General features: G+C 62.7%; 13 protein-coding genes and 2 pseudogenes. 11 read left to right on the top strand and 4 right to left on the bottom strand.

Annotation, left to right across the window (positions count from 1 at the left end; all coding sequences use genetic code 11):
• Positions 1–283 precede the first annotated feature (283 nt).
• On the top strand, positions 284–1,516 hold the full coding sequence (locus P0D70_RS31065) for a LysR family transcriptional regulator (protein WP_408187298.1): 1,233 nt from the start codon (positions 284–286) through the stop codon (positions 1,514–1,516).
• Here the strand turns inward: P0D70_RS31065 and P0D70_RS31060 are convergent.
• Positions 1,448–1,948, bottom strand: a pseudogene (locus tag P0D70_RS31060) (transporter substrate-binding domain-containing protein); the annotation flags it as partial. The gene P0D70_RS31065 and the pseudogene P0D70_RS31060 sit on opposite strands and share 69 nt — an antisense overlap.
• Before the next feature lie 163 nt (positions 1,949–2,111).
• On the opposite strand from P0D70_RS31060, the pseudogene P0D70_RS31055 reads away from it, so the two are divergent.
• From P0D70_RS31055 to P0D70_RS31045, 3 genes and pseudogenes are all read left to right on the top strand, one after another.
• A pseudogene (locus P0D70_RS31055) lies at positions 2,112–2,488 on the top strand (ATP-binding cassette domain-containing protein); the annotation flags it as partial.
• Between the two features lie 40 nt (positions 2,489–2,528).
• Positions 2,529–3,182 carry a cysteine dioxygenase family protein gene (locus tag P0D70_RS31050; RefSeq protein ID WP_408187296.1) on the top strand — a complete coding sequence of 218 codons (654 nt, stop codon included), beginning with the start codon at positions 2,529–2,531 and terminating at the stop codon, positions 3,180–3,182.
• A 187-nt stretch (positions 3,183–3,369) separates the two neighbouring features.
• The gene (locus P0D70_RS31045; protein ID WP_408187295.1) at positions 3,370–4,803 is read left to right on the top strand and encodes an NAD(P)-binding domain-containing protein; all 1,434 of its coding nucleotides are present in this window, start codon (positions 3,370–3,372) and stop codon (positions 4,801–4,803) included.
• Between the two features lie 141 nt (positions 4,804–4,944).
• Here P0D70_RS31045 and P0D70_RS31040 read toward each other — a convergent pair whose 3' ends face one another.
• Complete coding sequence (locus tag P0D70_RS31040; protein WP_408187294.1) at positions 4,945–6,228, bottom strand: multidrug effflux MFS transporter; 1,284 nt, start codon at positions 6,226–6,228, stop codon at positions 4,945–4,947.
• A gap of 90 nt (positions 6,229–6,318) precedes the next feature.
• Positions 6,319–7,302, bottom strand: coding sequence for an aldo/keto reductase (locus P0D70_RS31035; protein WP_408187293.1), 984 nt, complete (start codon positions 7,300–7,302; stop codon positions 6,319–6,321).
• Positions 7,303–7,450: 148 nt separating this feature from the next.
• On the opposite strand from P0D70_RS31035, the gene P0D70_RS31030 reads away from it, so the two are divergent.
• The 3 genes from P0D70_RS31030 (at position 7,451) to P0D70_RS31020 (ending at position 10,955) form a co-directional block, all read left to right on the top strand.
• On the top strand, positions 7,451–8,359 hold the full coding sequence (locus P0D70_RS31030) for a LysR family transcriptional regulator (protein ID WP_408187292.1): 909 nt from the start codon (positions 7,451–7,453) through the stop codon (positions 8,357–8,359).
• Between the two features lie 136 nt (positions 8,360–8,495).
• On the top strand, positions 8,496–9,008 hold the full coding sequence (locus tag P0D70_RS31025) for an SDR family NAD(P)-dependent oxidoreductase (RefSeq protein WP_408187299.1): 513 nt from the start codon (positions 8,496–8,498) through the stop codon (positions 9,006–9,008).
• 162 nt (positions 9,009–9,170) lie between these two features.
• Entirely contained in the window at positions 9,171–10,955 is a 1,785-nt protein-coding gene (locus P0D70_RS31020) for an FAD-dependent oxidoreductase (protein WP_408187291.1), read from the top strand.
• Positions 10,956–11,016: 61 nt separating this feature from the next.
• On the opposite strand, the gene P0D70_RS31015 is transcribed toward P0D70_RS31020, so the two are convergent.
• A complete protein-coding gene (locus P0D70_RS31015) occupies positions 11,017–11,859 on the bottom strand; it encodes a shikimate dehydrogenase family protein (protein ID WP_408187290.1) in 843 nt (280 codons plus the stop codon).
• Positions 11,860–12,190: 331 nt separating this feature from the next.
• Between P0D70_RS31015 and P0D70_RS31010 the strand changes: the two genes are divergently transcribed.
• The 4 genes from P0D70_RS31010 (at position 12,191) to P0D70_RS30995 (ending at position 16,917) form a co-directional block, all read left to right on the top strand.
• A complete protein-coding gene (locus P0D70_RS31010; RefSeq protein WP_408187289.1) occupies positions 12,191–13,942 on the top strand; it encodes an FAD-dependent oxidoreductase in 1,752 nt (583 codons plus the stop codon).
• On the top strand, positions 13,939–14,550 hold the full coding sequence (locus P0D70_RS31005; RefSeq protein ID WP_091806593.1) for an NIPSNAP family protein: 612 nt from the start codon (positions 13,939–13,941) through the stop codon (positions 14,548–14,550). The genes P0D70_RS31010 and P0D70_RS31005 overlap by 4 nt, the downstream gene beginning before the upstream one ends.
• A gap of 44 nt (positions 14,551–14,594) precedes the next feature.
• Positions 14,595–15,428: a sugar phosphate isomerase/epimerase family protein gene (locus P0D70_RS31000; RefSeq protein ID WP_408187288.1), complete on the top strand. Its 834-nt coding sequence runs from the start codon at positions 14,595–14,597 to the stop codon at positions 15,426–15,428.
• A 103-nt stretch (positions 15,429–15,531) separates the two neighbouring features.
• Positions 15,532–16,917, top strand: coding sequence for an MFS transporter (locus P0D70_RS30995; protein WP_408187287.1), 1,386 nt, complete (start codon positions 15,532–15,534; stop codon positions 16,915–16,917).
• The last annotated feature ends 39 nt before the right edge of the window (positions 16,918–16,956 follow it).

The raw sequence follows: 16,956 nt of genomic DNA, 5'->3' as shown, positions 1-16,956 counted from the left end.
GCAGCGAGTGCCTGACTACGGAACGAAGTCTAGGCCTGAAGACGATCGGCTTTTAGGGGAGCAGGAAAGAATCAGTCTTGTTGCTGGAGGGAAAATCGCGCCGTTTTTTTGGAGCGCCCGTGCTGTTTTTGAACGTGCTACCTGGGGGAATAGAACTGCCTGACCCCGTCTCTGCTCTCGGCGAAACCCACGCGTATCATGCTGGGTGTGCTTATGGCGTGGCTTTGAACCTGTCGCACGCGATTGAGGAAAGAAGAATGAAAGCTCAACGGGAAGAATCGGAATGGACAAGGTCTACAACATGTCGGTATTCGTGAAGGTTGTGGAGGTGAGCAGTTTCACTGCCGTTGCCAACCATCTCGATACCACGGTCGGTAATGTTTCGCGAGCCGTTTCAGTGCTCGAGGAAGGGCTCAACACGCGACTGTTGCAAAGGTCAACGCGACGCCTCGTCGTCACCGACGCGGGCCGCCGCTTTTACGAGCGCTGCGTGTCGATCCTGGCCGACATCGAGCATGCCGAAGCCGAGGCGAGCAGCGCGTTGCTCGAGCCGCGTGGGACGTTGCGCGTCCACGCCGTGCCGGGACTAGGGCGTGAGCTTGTAACGCGTGCGGTGCTTTCTTACCGCGAAGCGTATCCGGAGGTTTCGGTCGACTTGCTGCTCTCGCAACGCATGCCCAACCTCCTCGAAGAACAACTCGATCTGGCTGTCGTGATCGCCCGCGCGTTGCCCGATTCTGCCTATGTCAGCCAGAAGATTGGAAGCAGCCATTGTGTGCTGGCTGCTTCCCCTGCGTACCTGGCGCGGCATCCCGCGCCCGAGAAGCCGGAAGATCTGGCCGATCATGCGCACGTCCTGCTGAGCACCGTGGATTACACACCCGACGAATGGCATCTTCAGAGTTCCTCCGACACCGCCGTTTTCCGGCCCTCCGGCCCGCACTTCAGTGTGAACGACATGGAGGCCATGGCCGTGGCGTTGCGCGACGGCGCTGGAATAGGGTTGCTTGCGGCATTCTCCGCGATCGACGACCTGCGTAAGGGAACGCTCGTTCGTGTGCTGCCGCAATTTCACACCTACGAGCGGAATGTGTACGCGGTCTATCCGTCACGGCAGTTCGTAGACGCGAAAATCAAGCGCTTTGTTGATGCGCTAAAAGCTCAGGTCGGCGAGCAGTTGCAACTTACGCAAATGAGCTTGCGATCGAATGTGCGCCATCTTAGGCGGAACGGTGTGTTCCGATGTCAGCTTGTCGCGGCGAAAAGAGGAGGGCCGTTGTGCCTCTGGTCGAACTGGACGCAGCCGTCATCGCCGTGTAGCCATCTGACGATCAGGTCAGGAATCTGCACACGCGGATCAACGATTCCGTGCGGTAGATTCGCAAGCAGGTCAATGCGTCATCCCGCGTCAAGCCGCTTCTCCAGCCAACGCGTGAATTGCGAAATCCGACGAAGCCGGTTCGAGCGCCGGTTGAATGGTCCGGTAATCGCGCCATTCCGGGTCGCGCTGTTGTAACGGATAAAGCAGCGGTGCAGCGTCATGTACAGCCGCGACACAACTCCCGCCGCGCAATGCGGGCAGCGATTGCGACGCGCCGGGAAACGCGCGTGGAAGCGCGCCGTACTTCTCCACGACCGGCCGGATATAGCTGCTGCCCTGCGAGATGCACACCGGCTTGCCGCGCAGATCTTCCCATTTCGTGATGCCGCTCGATTTCGGGATGATCGCCGTACCGCCCACACGATAGTACGGTGTCGGCACGTGATCGCGAATCTCCCCACGCTGCCGGTTGTATTCCATATTGGCGATCAGGATGTCGACCTTGCATTGCTGCAGGAACTGTACACGAGTAGTGGGCTGTACCGAAACCAATTGGACCTTGGCACAGGGGCGCTTGGCGATGTCGTTCGCAAGGTCCACGTTGATGCCGCGCGGCTGCGAGTTTTTCTCTCACATAGCAGATCGATAGATAAGGTTTCGCGCATTCATTGGTTAGCGAATGTCTTCTGCGTTCCTAAAATAATTTGCGGCTGATTCGGCGGCCGGTTGATCGGCCGTCCACTCGAATACCGGCACGACCGCCCCGCACTCACGACAGGACACCCAACGAATGACGAAACTGGCTCTCTCCGAGCGCGTGGCGCGCATCGGTATCGCGCCCAACGCAGCGGCCACGGCGCGCGCGCAGACGCCGGCCGCGCTCGCCGATAGCGATACCCTGCAAGTCGCTCGACAGCGCGGTAACGGGGCATTGCTGTCACTGCGCAACGTGCCGCGAACCAGCGAGATTCACGTCGACGGCATCGACGTGCGCGCGAAGAAAACCGACGCCCATGTGCTGCTCGCCAAAGTGTGTCTCGCGGACAAAGCCCGATGTATCCGGGCGCATTGTCGGGCGGTCAGCAGCAACGCGTAGCAATAGCACGCTCGCTGGCGATGCAGCCCGACCGGATCCTGTTCGACGAAGTGATGTCGGCGCTCGATCCGGTCCTCGCCGCGAGCGCAATTCGTCCCATTCCTCACGATCATGACCACGACCACGACCACCACCGCCACCACGACTGATGAAACCCGCAACGACGTCTCCACTCAACGACACGAAGCCGTGCAGGCACTACTCGCCGACGCCCGCCGCATCATCGGCGAAAAGGGCGTGACGCGCGGAGCGATCAAAGCGCTGAGTGAGCGGCTGCTCGAACTCGCGACCCATCGCACGCTGTTCGATGCCGCTGACTTTCCACCGCCGCAACCCGGCAGCGGCGACACGTCGACTCGCTACCGGCTCAACCCGGGTGAAGACGGTTTCGCGCTTTATCTGAACTCGCTATTGCCGGGCAAGACGACGATCCCGCATAACCACGACACATGGGCCGTGATCGCTGCAATCGACGGCGCGGAACTCAACCGCCTCTACCGGCGTATCGACGATGGCCGCGACCCGGATCGCGCGCAACTCGAACTGGCCCAGGAAGTGGTGGTGCGCCCAGGCGTGCCGATCGCATTTCTGCCGGACGATATCCACAGCATTCATGTGGGCGGCGCGGAACCTACGCTGCACTTTCACCTGTACGGCCGGCCGCTCGAAACGTTGACAGGGAGACTTGGCTTCGAAACTGACACAGGTCTCGTGGTGCGTTACAACGCGACGCACATGCAACGCGCGACCCAGGCGGTCGGCTGATGTCGGCGCGCGGCGATGGATTGCTGACGCGCGTTCTGCACGCATCGATCGCGCCGACGACAGGATCGCCCAGGACCGGCACTGCACGGGCTTCCTGACCGACGAAGGGAACAAGTGACACATGCCGCCTTCGCAACGGTTGCGCGAACTGAATCGGCAATATGCCGCCAACAAGGAAAACAGATCGATGACACACACGACTCACCCCGACGACGAAGCGCGCCGCACCCTCGAACTGCTCGGTCCGGCGCCCGAGAACTGGGTCCCGGACCAGCCGGGTATCGATCACAACGTGTTCATCGTCGGTGGTGGGCAGACCGGCTGTGCGTTCGCGTTTGCGCTGCGGCGGGCCGGCATCGGCCGAGTGAGCGTGATCGATGCAGCCAATGACGCGTCGAAGGCCGGCGTGTGGCTGACCCGCGCGCGCATGAACAAGCTGCGTACGCCGAAGTCGCTGGTCGGGCCTGAAGTCGGTTTGCCGGGGCTCAGCTTTCAGGCGTGGCACGAAGCGCGTTTCGGCGCGGCGTCGTATCGCGAGATCGATCGCATTCCGCGTGAGCAGTGGGCGCAGTATCTGGCGTGGTACCGCGAATTTCTCGGCATCCCGATTCGTTACGGCACACGGCTCGTGAGAATCGAACCGCTGGGCACACATTTCCGCCTGCATCTCGAAGAGAGTGGCAACGCGCGCGTCGAGACGGCGCGCAAGGTGCTGCTGTGCAACGGTGTAGCGGGCAATGGCGGCGCGTTCGTGCCGCGCGTATTGGCACAATTGCCGGCGTTGTTAGTGGCGCATACGTCGCACGACATCGACTTTGCCGCGTTGCGCGGCAAGTCAGTCGCGGTGCTCGGCGGCGCGGCCTCCGCATTCGATGCGGCGGCGACCGCACTCGAAGCGGGCGCGGCCAACGTGCATCTGTTCGTGCGACGTGCGGCGCTGGCGGCCGTGCCGGTCTCACGTGCGCGCGCCTACCCCGGCGCCTACGACAACTATTTCGATTTGCCCGACGCGCTGCGTTGGGCGCAGGCGCTTCGCTTCAAGCGCTCGGGATCGACCGCACCGCTGGACTCGCTTCAGCGCGTCACAGGTTTTCCGAACTTTCACCTGCATACCGGCGCGCAATGGGAATCCGCGCGTGAAGTGGAAGGGCGCATCGCGGCGCAGGTGTCGGGCGAAACGTTCGAGTTCGACTTTGCGATTGCGGGCACGGGCTATTTCATCGATCCATCGGCGCGGGCAGAGCTGGTGGATTTCGCGTCGCACATCCGGCTGTGGAGCGATCAGTACGCACCACCCGCCAGCGATGCCGACGAAGGGCTCGGCGCGCATCCGTATCTCGGCGCGGCGCTGGAGTATCTGGAGAAATCGCCGGGACAGGCGCCGTATCTGAAAGACATCCACGTCTACAACCCGGCGGGTTTCGTCAGCGCCGGTGTGCCGGTAGGTGACGTGCCGAGTATGAAGCGCGATATTCCCGCGGTGGTCCGCCGTATCAGCCGCGACCTCTTTCTTGCAGATCTCGATTCGCATGCCGCGCGACTTGCGGCGGATGTCCCGGCGGATTTCGACGAAACGGCGTATGCGTCGAGCGTCTGGCAGCGTGAGGCGTCCAACGCTTGAGGAGAGGAGATGCAGGTGCGCCTGGCGTCTGCATCTCCGTTGTCACGACTGTCGTTTGTGCGCCGGAGCAGAGTCCACGTAGTTGATGCCGAGGTCGATTCGGTCAGCAAAGCAGGTGAGCCGGGTATTACCCGCAAGGTCTCATTTAGCTGTGGTCGCTACGCCGGAGATCGCGACAGGCCGCGGCACGAGCAGCGTGGCGCAAAGCAGGCTGCCGATCCCCATCGCCGCGATCACGGCGCCCATTGGCCAGGGCGTGCCATCGGCGAAGAAGCCCATGAGTGCCGAGCCCAGAACGCCGGTGCCGTACTGGCTTGCGCCGATGAGCGCCGACATGGTGCCGGCGCGCGCGGGGAATGTGCCGAGCGCACCCGCAATCGCATTGGCGACGATAAAGCCGGTCGCTGAAACGAAAAGGAACAGGGGAATCACGAGGCCGGCCAGCCCGCCCCAGTCCGTCCATGCGTCGATGGCTAGCAGCATGCCCGCGATTGCCGCGCCCCATGTGCCGGCACGCATCAGGCGATCACTCCCGTAGCGTCTCACCAGCCTCGCGTTGATCTGGTTCGTGATCATGATGCCAGCGATGCCCGCTGCAAACAGCACGCCATAGCGCTGCGGCGAAACGTGGTGATAGGTGATGTATGCGAACGGCGTGCCGGCAACATACGCGTACACGCCGCCGTAAAGGAATCCGCCTGCGCCCGCGTAGCCGAGCACCCGGCGATGCTGCAATAGCGTGGCATAGGCGGCGAGCGCGCGGCCGAGCGGTTCGTGATTGCGGCGCGCCTCGGGTAGCGTTTCGGGCAATGCGCCCAATGCGGCGAGCGTCGCCAGCCCGACACCGACCAGCACCCAGAAAATCGCGCGCCATGACGCCACGTGAAGAATGAGGCCACCCACGCTCGGTCCGATCAGCGGCGCGATCGCCATGATCGTCATCAGTGTCGACATCATCTGGGCCGCGCGATGGCCGGTGTAGAGATCGCGCACCATCGCGCGGGCGAGCACGACACTCGCGCACGCGCCCCCGGCCTGCACGACTCGCCAGCCGACCAGCGCACCGCTGCTGGCCGACAGCGCACATCCGGCCGATCCAATGATGAACAGCACGAGTCCGATGGCGATCGGCATACGGCGGCCGTAACGGTCGCCGATAGGACCCCACAGCAGTTGGCCCACACTGAACCCGATCAGATAGCTGGAGATCGTCAGCTCGATCGCACCGGTGTCGGCGTGCAGCGAGAGCGCCATCGCGGGCAGGGCAGGCAGATACAGGTCCGTCGAGATCGACGCGAACGCCATCAGGAGGCTCAATATGGCGAGGATCCGCAGACCTTGCTGGTCGGCTGCGGGTGTCACGCTTTCCGTTGCAGTGCCGGGCAATGATGCCGCTGGAGCGGGTGAGCGATTATTCAACGACATGGTCTGGCATTTCTTTTAAGCCAATAGCGCTCCTGCGTTGCCGCAATCTTGCGACGACGCAGGAGCAAACGGGTGGGGCGAAACGTTGGTCTAGCGGTCGACGCGCTGCTGCAAATGGGCCGGATAACGATCACCCACGACCTTGATCTGCTTCAACGCCGCTTCGATAGCAGCGAGATCGGCCGCCGACAATTCGACCGCGGCCGCGCCAATGTTTTCTTCCAGCCGATGGATCTTGGTCGTGCCCGGAATCGGCACGATCCACGGCTGTTGCGCCAGCAGCCACGCAAGCGCGATCTGCGCGCGCGTCGCACCCTTGCCATCGGCAATCTTGCCGAGTACCTCGACGAGGCCGGCGTTGGCCTTACGGTTCTCTTCGGAGAAACGCGGCACGACATTGCGAAAATCGGTCTTGTCGAACGACGTGGTCGCATCGATCGCGCCGGTCAGGAAGCCCTTGCCGAGCGGGCTGAACGGCACGAAACCGATGCCCAGTTCTTTCAGCGTGGGTAGCACCGTCTCTTCCGGCTCGCGCCACCACAACGAATACTCGCTCTGCAATGCTGCCACCGGCTGTACGGCGTGGGCGCGGCGGATCGACTGCGCGCCGGCTTCGGACATGCCGAAGTGCTTGACCTTGCCTTGTGCGATCAGATCCTTGACGGCGCCGGCCACGTCTTCGAGAGGCACATTCGGATCGACGCGATGCTGGTAGAAGAGGTCGATACGATCGGTTTTCAGCCGCTTGAGCGATGCCTCGGCGACCGCACGGATGCGTTCGGGCCGGCTGTCGACGCCTTTGGTCACGTCGCCTTCCGTGAAGCCGAACTTGGTTGCGATCACCACCTGATCGCGAAACGGCGCAACGGCTTCTCCGACCAGTTCTTCGTTGAATAACGGACCATAGGCTTCGGCGGTATCGAAAAACGTGACGCCTTTTTCGAAAGCCGACTGAATCAGCTTGATGCCTGCCGTCTTCTCGGTGGCCGGTCCGTAGCCGTAGCTCAAACCCATGCAGCCGAGGCCTAGTGCCGAGACTTCGAGACCGCTGTTTCCAAGTTTGCGCTTTTGCATCTGCATTCTCCTTTCGAAAAGTGACGAGCGTGGAAGGCGGCCTGTTCGCACGGGCGCCACGCGACGTTCAACAGCCTCAAGCTTAGGCTGTTGTGCGTAGCTCAACAATAAGGCTAGAATTGCAAAAGGTTATGAGGAAAATTCACTTATGTTGCGAGCCGGCTTATCTGAACTGACCGCATTCGTCGCGATCGCTCATCAGCGCAGCTTCAGTGCGGCGGCGCGGACCTTGGGGGTCTCGCCGTCCGCGTTGAGTCACGCCATGCGGGGACTTGAAGCAAGACTCGACGTGCGCCTCTTCAACCGGACCACCCGCTCGGTCGCGCTGACCGAGGCGGGCGAACAACTGCTGCGGCGAGTCGGGCCCGCCATTGCCGACCTCGAAGACGCCGTGAACGAGGTGGCTTTCGCACGCGACCGCCCGTCGGGTTCGATCCGTATCAGCGCCTCCGAATCAGCGGCGAAGTCGATCGTCCAGCACGTGCTGCCCGATTTTCTGGCGACTTACCCGGATATCCACGTGGAATTCGTCGTGGACACGCGGCTCGTCGACATCGTGGCCGACGGTTTCGATGCCGGCATCCGCGTTCTTGAGGATGTGCCGCGCGACATGATCGCCGTGAGGTTCGGCCCCGACCTGCGCTTTGCCGCGGTGGCGTCGCCTGATTACTTTGCGCGCCACGAGGCGCCGAAGGCACCGCACGATCTGGCGAAACACCGCTGCATCCGGTTCCGCTTCGAGAGCGGCACGCTCTATCGTTGGGATCTCGAATATCACGGCAAAAGCGCGAGTATTGATGTCGACGGCCCCATGACGCTGGGCAACACGAACCTGATGGTCGAGGCGGCGCTGGCGGGCATCGGCATTGCCTGGGTGCCTGACTATCTGGTTGCCGAACACCTCGCGGCGGGGCGGCTCATTCAGGTGCTGGCCGAATGGAGCCCGTCGTTTCCGGGCTTGAGCCTCTATTACCCCGCCAACCGCCATCCTCCCACTGCGCTCCGGCTGTTCGCACAGGCGGTGCGGGATTGGGCCAACACCGCCGGTGTGCGTTGATTGCCGGCTTCGGGCAGCCACGCCGCGCGCATGCTCGGGTGTTTCGTAGAGCTTGTCGATTTCAATTTGGAGAGTCTTTCCCGCGCGTTGGGTTGAAACTCCCTGCTAGTGTTGCGTGCTTAAAGACGATTTGTGAATTGCGCGCACGTCGCAGGGCGCGATTGTCGTGCTGGGCGCGCGGCGGCTCGACCGGACCAATGCGCTGGCCGAGACAATCGTCGCGGATGGCGGAGTGGCGCTGGCCGTCGCGACCGATGTCACCGATGCGGCACAGGTCAAACATCTCGTCGACACGGCGGTCGAGCAATACGGGCGGGTCGATGTCATGCTCAACAACGCGGGCCTGATGCCGCACTCGTCTCTCAGTGGCGATCCGGCACGAAGGCGATCACATCACCACGATCGAAGGGCTGAGAGAAACGGCGAACTCCATCCTGTTCAGCAAACGTTCTGGGAGTACGACGCATATCAATGCGGCTACTGTCCAACCGGACAGATGACGAGCGCCGTCGCGATTCTGCGCGACCCCAACATGGCTGCCGACGACGCCAGCGTGCGCGAAGTCATGAGCGTGACGCAATGTCGACCTCGCGCAAAAATAGAATCTTCGTTTGAGACTCGTCGTTCCGACGCCCCGCGTGCTCCATGAATGCAAGCGGACGACATTGACACAATTCTTCTAATCGGGAATAGTATTCAACAAATAACGTCATTCGTATCTTCAGACGTTGACCTGGGGCTCGGTCGTCGATGAGCCCGGCCATGGCAGATTCAGCGCCCCACCAAGGCTCATTTCGTAGTAACTGTGGAAATGAACACTTCAACCCAGATGGACTGCGACCTGCTCGTGATCGGCTCCGGCGCCTCGGGGCTGGCCGCGGCGGTCACTGCGGCATGGCATGGTCTCAAGGTCGTCGTAGTGGAAAAAGACGCCGTATTCGGTGGTGCAACGGCATGGTCGGGCGGCTGGATGTGGGTTCCAGGCAATCCGCTGGCGAGGCGCGCGGGTATCAATGAAGACCCGCAACAGCCCCGCACCTACCTCAGGAACGAACTCGGCCGCCGCTACGACCCGGAGCGTATCGATGCATTTCTCGACAACTGCGCGCACATGGTGTCCTTCTTCGAACAGCATACGTCGCTGCAGTTTGTAGACGGCAACGGCATTCCTGATGTACATGGCAACGTCGAAGGTGCAGCAACACAGGGTCATCAGGTCATTGCCGCACCGTACGATGGGCGGCAGGTCGGCCCGCTGATCAAACGTCTGCGCAAGACAATGCGCGAAACCTCGTTCATGGGCATGCCGATCATGGCGGGCGCGGACCTGATGGCTTTTCTGAGCGTGACGCGCTCTCTCAAGTCCTTCACGCACGTCACAAGGCGTTTCACGCGGCATCTGCTCGATCTGGCGCTGTACGGCCGCGCCATGCAACTGGTGAACGGTGTCGCACTGGTCGCGCGCCTTGCCAGGTCGGCGCAGGACCTGGGTGTGACCTTGATGGAGTCCGCACCTGCAACGAGGTTGGTGTTCGAGGGTAAGGCGGTTCGAGGGGCAGTCGTCTCGACGGCCCGGGGCGAAATAACGATTCGCGCGGCGAAGGGCGTCGTGTTGGCCGCCGGCGGGTTCCCCAATGATGTGACACGGCGCAAGGCGCTTCTTCCACGCACACCCACCGGCCGCGAACACCTCGCCTTGCCGCCCGAGAGTTGCTCTGGCGACGGCGTGAGTCTGGGCGAATCGGCGGGTGGCAGCCTTGTCACGGATGTCGCCTCGGCTGCCGCCTGGGCGCCCGTGTCGAAAGTTAAGCACGCTGACGGCAGCATTGGCCACTTCCCGCACATTATCGACCGCGCCAAGCCCGGTGTCGTCGGGGTGCTCTCTAACGGCAAGCGCTTCGTGAACGAGGCGGACGGTTACTACGACTACACCTCCGCCATGGTCGCGGCGGCGCCGGAGGGGCAGGAAGTAGCGTCGTGGCTTGTCTGCGATCACCGGTTTCTGCGCCGGTATGGTCTGGGTTACGCACGGCCTTTCCCTGTGCCGGTCGGATCTTTAATCCGCAGCGGTTATCTGCAACGAGGTTCAACGATCGAAGAGCTGGCGAGGCGTTGCGGTATCGATCCTGATGCGCTGGCAGCTACGGTCAGGTTCTACAACGAGCATGCGCGCCGTGGTGAGGACCCTCTGTTTGGACGCGGCTCCACGCCGTATAACCGAAAGGGGGGCGACCCCTTGCACAAAGGCCCGAATCCTTGCGTCGCGCCGATCGAGCACGGACCCTTCTACGCGGTCAAGGTATTCCCGGGCAGCTTCGGCACGTTCGCAGGCCTGAAGACCAACGGCTCCGCTCAGGTGCTCGACGAGAATGGCCAACCTGTTGCCGGCCTGTATGCGGTGGGAACGGACATGGCCAGTGTGATGGGCGGTTTCTATCCGTCGGGCGGCATCAACCTCGGTCCTGCAATGACGTTCGGTTACGTCGCCGGCCGCCATGCGGCCAATGCCATGGACTACGAACCTCATGACAATGAGGCGCTCGCCACCACCGGCGCATCAGAGGTGTCGAACCGGATGCCGCTTCCCACCCACTGAGGGCAGCACTTCTTCTAGCGCGCTGCGCACACGCGGTTTCGCGTTGCACAGCGCGTTTTACTTATTGCGGCACGTCCAGCAAAAACTCCACCATACGGTCGCAGACGCGGCCGAACATCTGCGTGCCTGTCACCGTCTGGCATCCCCGTGCGCGCGCTGCTTCGATCAAGGGTGTCAGCGGGGGTTTGGTCACGACATCGCCCACGAAGGTCCCGGCTCGAAGGCGTGACACATCGATCGGCAATGGGTCGTCCGCACGCATGCCGAGCGGCGACGCGTTGACCACGATGTCGAACGTGTGCGCTTGCACATCGGCGGCGACGCTACGCACCCTGCCGCGTTGCAGCGCATTGAGCCGGTCGACCAGAGACGTCGTACGGCCCGCGTCGTTATCACGTATGTCGAGCGATGTCAGTCCCGCACTCACTAGCGCGTGACCGATCGCCGATCCCGCCCCGCCTGCGCCCACGAGCAACGCGCGCTTGCCGGTCAGATCACAACCCGCATTCGTCAGCGCTGCCACGAATCCTGTGCCGTCGAACATGGCGCCGTGCCAGTCGCCGTTGGGCGTGCGACGCAGCGTATTGACCGCGCCGAGGAAACTCGCTTCGTCGGAAAGCGTCGCGCAGTACCCGGCCGCGTTGAACTTGTGGGGCACGGTAATGATCACGCCGTCGACGTTGCGCATCGGCGTGACGCCCGCGAAGAACGCGGGCAGATCGGCCGGCGCCACGTGGGCGGGTACCACCAGCGCGTCGCGCCCCGCTGCCCGCAATGCGCCCGTGACGCCGGCTGGCGAGCGGACCTGGGCGATCGGGTCGCCGACAATGAAATAGATACGCGTCGCGCCGCTAAGGCCTTCATCGAGCGACGGGGAAAACGAAGATGGGTTCTGCTGGCTCATGCTGTGTTCAACCTCCTGTGGTGTCTATGTGTCCCATGCGCAACGAGTACCGCGGTCCGTTCCCATCAAGGCGCCGCGATCGTCGACGCTGCTCAGTTTCGATGAACTTTAATCTTTAGTGGAATAGTATTCAACAATTAAAGTTGATTCGATGTGTGGCCGATGCCTGTCGGGCCGGATGCGCCGCAGCGTACAGGTCAACGTGGAGCAGACGAGCGGGAGCCGGACGAGTCGCGACAGGGTAGGGATAAGTCCTGTTTGAATAAAATAGTAAAGTGGAATAGTATTCAACATAAATGAGGTATCCCTTCTGAGACGAAACGGGTTGGCAATGAAGCGTGAACCGATGCTCGAATGTGATGTGCTGGTGTTGGGCTCAGGCGCGGGTGGTCTGGCCGTTGCGGTCACCGCCGCTGTGCGCGGACTGCGCGTGATCGTTGCGGAGAAGGAGGCGGTTTTCGGGGGCACGACGGCGTGGTCCGGCGGATGGATGTGGATACCACGCAACCCCCTCGCCGTGCGCGCAGGGATCACCGAGGCGGCGGATGCGCCGCGCACCTATCTGCGCAACGAACTCGGCTCTCATTTCGATGCGGCCAGAATTGGCGCGCTGCTGGAGCACGGTCCGCGAATGGTCGAGTTCTTCGAGCAGCATACGTCGATGCGTTTTGTCGACGGCAACCGGATTCCAGACTTCCACACCACGCCGGGCTTTGGGACCGGAGGCCGCTCGGTCTGCGCGATGCCGTTCGACGGCCGCGAGCTGGGACCGTTGATCCACAAGCTACGACCGCCGCTCGGCGTCACGACGCTCAAGGGGATGGCGATCGCCTCGGGTAGTGACCTCGCTCATTTCTTCAACGCGACCCGCTCTCTGCGTTCCGCACTGCATGTCACGCGGCGATTAGCGACATTTGCCGTGCATAAGCTTCGCTATGGTCGCTCGATGCATCTGGTCAACGGGCACGCGCTGGTTGCGCGGCTGCTGAAGTCGGCCGCGGACCATGGCGTCGATCTGCGCGTGAACGCGAAAGCCGTAGGGTTGCTTCGCGAGGCGGGTCGCGTGGTGGGCGCACGCGTCGAGATCGACGGTGTCGCCAACGAGGTGCGAGCTTTGCGCGGCGTCGTCCTGGCCTGCGGCGGCTATCCGCATGACGCTGCGCGGCGCGCGCAAACCTTCGCTTACACGCCGTCGGGACGTGAGCATTGGTCGGCCGCGCCACGCTCGAATACGGGCGACGGCATTCGCATGGGCGAGGCGATTGGCGGGCATTTCGATGGCGCGCTTGAAGCGCCCGCGGCGTGGGCGCCTGTGTCGCTCGTGCCGCAGCGAAATGGCCGGCCTGCCGTTGCATTCCCGCATCTGATCGAACGCGCCAAACCGGGTGTGATCGCGGTGACGCGCGCAGGCAAACGGTTCGCCAATGAAGCGTCGTCCTATTACGACCTGATGAGCGCGCTCTTCGATACGACGCCGGCAGGCGAAGAAGTGTGCGCGTGGCTGGTGTGTGACCATCGTTTCCAGCGCCGTTACGGTCTGGGCGTGTCGAAGCCGTTTCCGTTTCCGAGTCGCCCGTATCGTCGTACGGGGTATCTCAAGCGGGCGAGCAGTCTCGCCGAGCTGGCAATACAGTGTGGCATCGATCCACAGGGTCTCGCGAGCACCGTGGCGGCCTACAACACGCATGCAAAGGACGGCGCCGATCCGCAGTTTCATCGCGGCTCCACACCCTACAACCGCGTACAGGGCGATGCCCGGCACAAGCCGAATCCGTGCGTCGCGCCGCTCGAAAACGGCCCGTTCTACGCGGTCAAACTGCTTCCCGGCAGCCTCGGCACATTCGCCGGCCTCGCGACCGATGCTGCCGCCCGCGTTCTGGACAAAGAGAACCGGCCGGTGGCCGGACTCTACGCCGTCGGCAATGACAGCGCCAGCGTGATGGGCGGCTGTTACCCGGCTGGCGGCATTACGCTCGGCCCCGCGATGACCTTCGGTTATCTCGCGGGCCTTTCTCTCTCCGGTCTGAATCAGACGGAGTCGGTTGAAGAATCCTCACATCATGCGCAAGGACAAATGCAATGACTCTCTACGACGTAGTGACGCTCACCGTGAAAATAGGCTCGAATCCGCAGGTTTTCGAAAGCATCAGGTCAAGCGGCAAGCAGCCCGGCTCGACACTGTTCGGCTGCTGGTATTCGGACATCGGCGCGCTGGGGCAAGTGATGGTGTTGCGCGGCTTCGAATCGGAAGCCGCATTGATCACCGAGCGCAAGCGCATGCTGCTCGAAGGCAACCCGTTCGGTTGCGGCGAGTTTGTCACCGACGTGAAGATCGACAGCTACGCGCTGTTCCCCTTCCTGCCGCCGATCGAACCTGCCGTGCACGGCGGCATCTACGAGATGCGCGTCTACGGCACGAAGCTCGCGAGCCTGCAGCACACCATCGACGCGTGGGAAAAGGCGTTGCCTGAACGCACGCAGCGCTCGCCGCTAATCGGTGCGATGTATTCGCTCGATGGCACGGTGCCGCGCTTCCTGAACATCTGGGCATATGCGGGCGTCGACGAACGTTCGCGGATTCGCGCCGAAGCGGTGAAAGACGGCGTCTGGCCGCCCAAGGGCGGTCCTGCGCATCTGACTACGATGGAATCGACGATCTATGTGCCGGCACCGTTTTCACCGCTGCGCTGAACACGCTCTGCAATGAAATGACTAACCGAACCGAAGGAAACGACATGACACAGCACAACGCTCGCGCGCTTTCTCTCTCGGCGCTGACCGTGCTTGAGCTGACGCCGCCGCAAATGGTGGAATGCGCGGCGCAGGCGGGCTATGACTACGTCGGGTTGCGTCTGTTGCCCGCCACCGATCAGGAAGTGCGGCACGAGATCGTCGGCGATACGCCGTTGAAACGTGAAACGCTGGCACGCTTGCGAGACACGGGCATCAAGGTGCTCGACGTGGAGATTCTCCGCCTGAAGCCGGACACCGATGTGACAGACTACGAGCCCATGCTCGAGACCGCGGCGGAACTTGGCGCACGCTACGTGCTTGTGGCGGGTAACGACCCCGACGAAGCACGCACGGCGGAGCGTCTCGCGCAACTCTGCGATCTCGCGAAACCGCTCGGACTGTCCCCCTCGCTCGAACCGATGCCGTGGACGAATGCGAAGGACATCACGCAGGGCGCTCGCATCGTCAAGGCAGCGGGCCGCAGCAATACCGGTCTCATCATCGACCCGCTTCACTTCGATCGTGCCGGTTCGTCGACTGCAGAACTCGCTGCACTGCCGCGCGAGTACTTTGGTTACGTGCAGTTTTGCGATGGGCCCGCAGAGCGTCCGACCGACCTCGAGACACTGCTGTTCCAGGCCCGCTGCGAGCGGATGATTCCGGGCGAAGGCGGGATCGATCTCGTAGGCATCCTGCGCGCGCTTCCCGATCATTTGCCGCTCAGCATCGAAGTGCCGACGGAGCAATGGGCGAAAACCGCGCCTGCGCTCGAACGTGCGCGCAAGCTGCGCGAGGCGACGCTGAACGTGCTCGCCCGGGCTTACGCGGTGGACTGATGCGCGTGACAGGGTAAAACGCAGTCCGTCGAAGCGCGCGCAAGATGCTGCTCGGACTGGCATCCTTTATCGACAACAACAAATAACAATCCGGAGACAACCTATGAATGCTTCACTCAAGCCCAACGGGCCGAAAACTCGGGCGTCGGCTGTCATCGACGTACAAAAGCTTCTCGACGAACAGCCAGTCGGACGGTTCCAGATTCTCGTCCTGATGATGTGCATGGTCATCGTCACGCTCGATGGCCTCGATACCGTGATGATCGGTTTCATCGCGCCGGCGCTATCGGGCGCGTGGGCCATTCCACGCGATGCGCTGGGTCCCGTCATGAGCGGCGGACTGCTCGGGCTCGCTTTCGGCGCGCTGTGCGCGGGACCTCTTGCCGACCGCTTCGGCCGCAAGACGGTCATGACGATCGCCGTGCTGTTCTTCGGCGTGTGGAGCCTCGGTTCGGCGTTCGCGAGCAACGTGACCGAGTTGACCGTGCTGCGCTTTCTGACCGGCCTCGGGCTCGGTGCCTCCATGCCTAATGCGGCGACATTGATGGCCGAGTACGCGCCGCAGCGCTGCCGCGCACTGATGGTGACGACTGTGTTTTGCGGCTTCACGCTCGGTGCCGCGGGCGGCGGCTTCGTGAGCGCCTGGCTGATTGCGGCCTACGGCTGGCACTCGGTGTTGATACTCGGAGGCGTACTGCCGATTCTCTATGTTCCGCTGATGATCAAGTGGTTGCCCGAATCGGCGCGCTATCTGTCGCTCAAGGAGACGCGCCGTGCGCGGCTCGTGCGCGTGCTGAACCGCATCCAGCCGGACATGGCGGACGAAGCAACGCGTTTCGTCGCACAGGACACCCAGCAGCGCGAGCGCAGCCCGGTGCGCCTGATCCTGTCGCGCGACTACGTATTCGGCACGGTGATGTTGTGGATCTGCTATTTCGCGGGCTTGCTGACTGTTTATCTGTTGGGCAGTTGGCTGCCAACATTGATTCGGGGCGCGGGGTTCACGCTCGGGCAGGCGGCGATCGTCGGCGCGCTGTTTCAGGCGGGCGGCACGATCGGCTCGCTCGCAATCGGCTGGCTGATGGACCGCCTCAATCCCCACCGCGTGTTGGGCGCAACAGTGTTCGTGGGGGGTGTCTTTGCGTGGTACATGGGTTTGCCGGGGCATGGAATCACGGGTATCGGCATGCTTGCGTTCGGCATGGGCTACTGCATGAACGGCTCCAACACCGGCTTTTGCGCCTTGGCCGCTGGTTCTTATCCGACCCGCATGCGCGCCACCGGCACTAGCTGGATGTTCGGCATTGGGCGCTTTGGCGGCATTGCAGGGGCGATGCTCGGCGCCAGCATGCTGCACGCGAATTGGGGCTTCGGTGAAGTGCTCACGGCGCTTGCGGTTCCCGCAACGGTAGGTGCCGCGGCGGTGCTTCTCAAAGGCGCTCGACATCGCGGCTCAGTACTGCGGGTTGAAGGCAGCGCAAGCCACTAGGCAATCGACACGAACCGCAGTGCGATTTGCATCCGCTTG

The organism is Paraburkholderia sp. RL17-381-BIF-C, assembly GCF_046026435.1.
GTDB lineage: Bacteria > Pseudomonadota > Gammaproteobacteria > Burkholderiales > Burkholderiaceae > Paraburkholderia.
This window is presented reverse-complemented; position numbering and strand designations above follow the sequence as displayed.

Bases quoted from the DNA above. Each gene is read 5' to 3' on its own strand.
- P0D70_RS30995 (WP_408187287.1), top strand. From the start codon at position 15,532: ATGAATGCTTCACTCAAGCCCAACGGGCCGAAAACTCGGGCGTCGGCT.
- P0D70_RS31000 (WP_408187288.1), top strand. From the start codon at position 14,595: ATGACACAGCACAACGCTCGCGCGCTTTCTCTCTCGGCGCTGACCGTG.
- P0D70_RS31065 (WP_408187298.1), top strand. From the start codon at position 284: ATGGACAAGGTCTACAACATGTCGGTATTCGTGAAGGTTGTGGAGGTG.
- P0D70_RS31010 (WP_408187289.1), top strand. From the start codon at position 12,191: ATGAAGCGTGAACCGATGCTCGAATGTGATGTGCTGGTGTTGGGCTCA.
- P0D70_RS31015 (WP_408187290.1), bottom strand. From the start codon at position 11,859: ATGAGCCAGCAGAACCCATCTTCGTTTTCCCCGTCGCTCGATGAAGGC.
- P0D70_RS31020 (WP_408187291.1), top strand. From the start codon at position 9,171: ATGAACACTTCAACCCAGATGGACTGCGACCTGCTCGTGATCGGCTCC.
- P0D70_RS31045 (WP_408187295.1), top strand. From the start codon at position 3,370: ATGACACACACGACTCACCCCGACGACGAAGCGCGCCGCACCCTCGAA.
- P0D70_RS31030 (WP_408187292.1), top strand. From the start codon at position 7,451: ATGTTGCGAGCCGGCTTATCTGAACTGACCGCATTCGTCGCGATCGCT.
- P0D70_RS31040 (WP_408187294.1), bottom strand. From the start codon at position 6,228: ATGTCGTTGAATAATCGCTCACCCGCTCCAGCGGCATCATTGCCCGGC.
- P0D70_RS31005 (WP_091806593.1), top strand. From the start codon at position 13,939: ATGACTCTCTACGACGTAGTGACGCTCACCGTGAAAATAGGCTCGAAT.
- P0D70_RS31050 (WP_408187296.1), top strand. From the start codon at position 2,529: ATGACCACGACCACGACCACCACCGCCACCACGACTGATGAAACCCGC.
- P0D70_RS31035 (WP_408187293.1), bottom strand. From the start codon at position 7,302: ATGCAAAAGCGCAAACTTGGAAACAGCGGTCTCGAAGTCTCGGCACTA.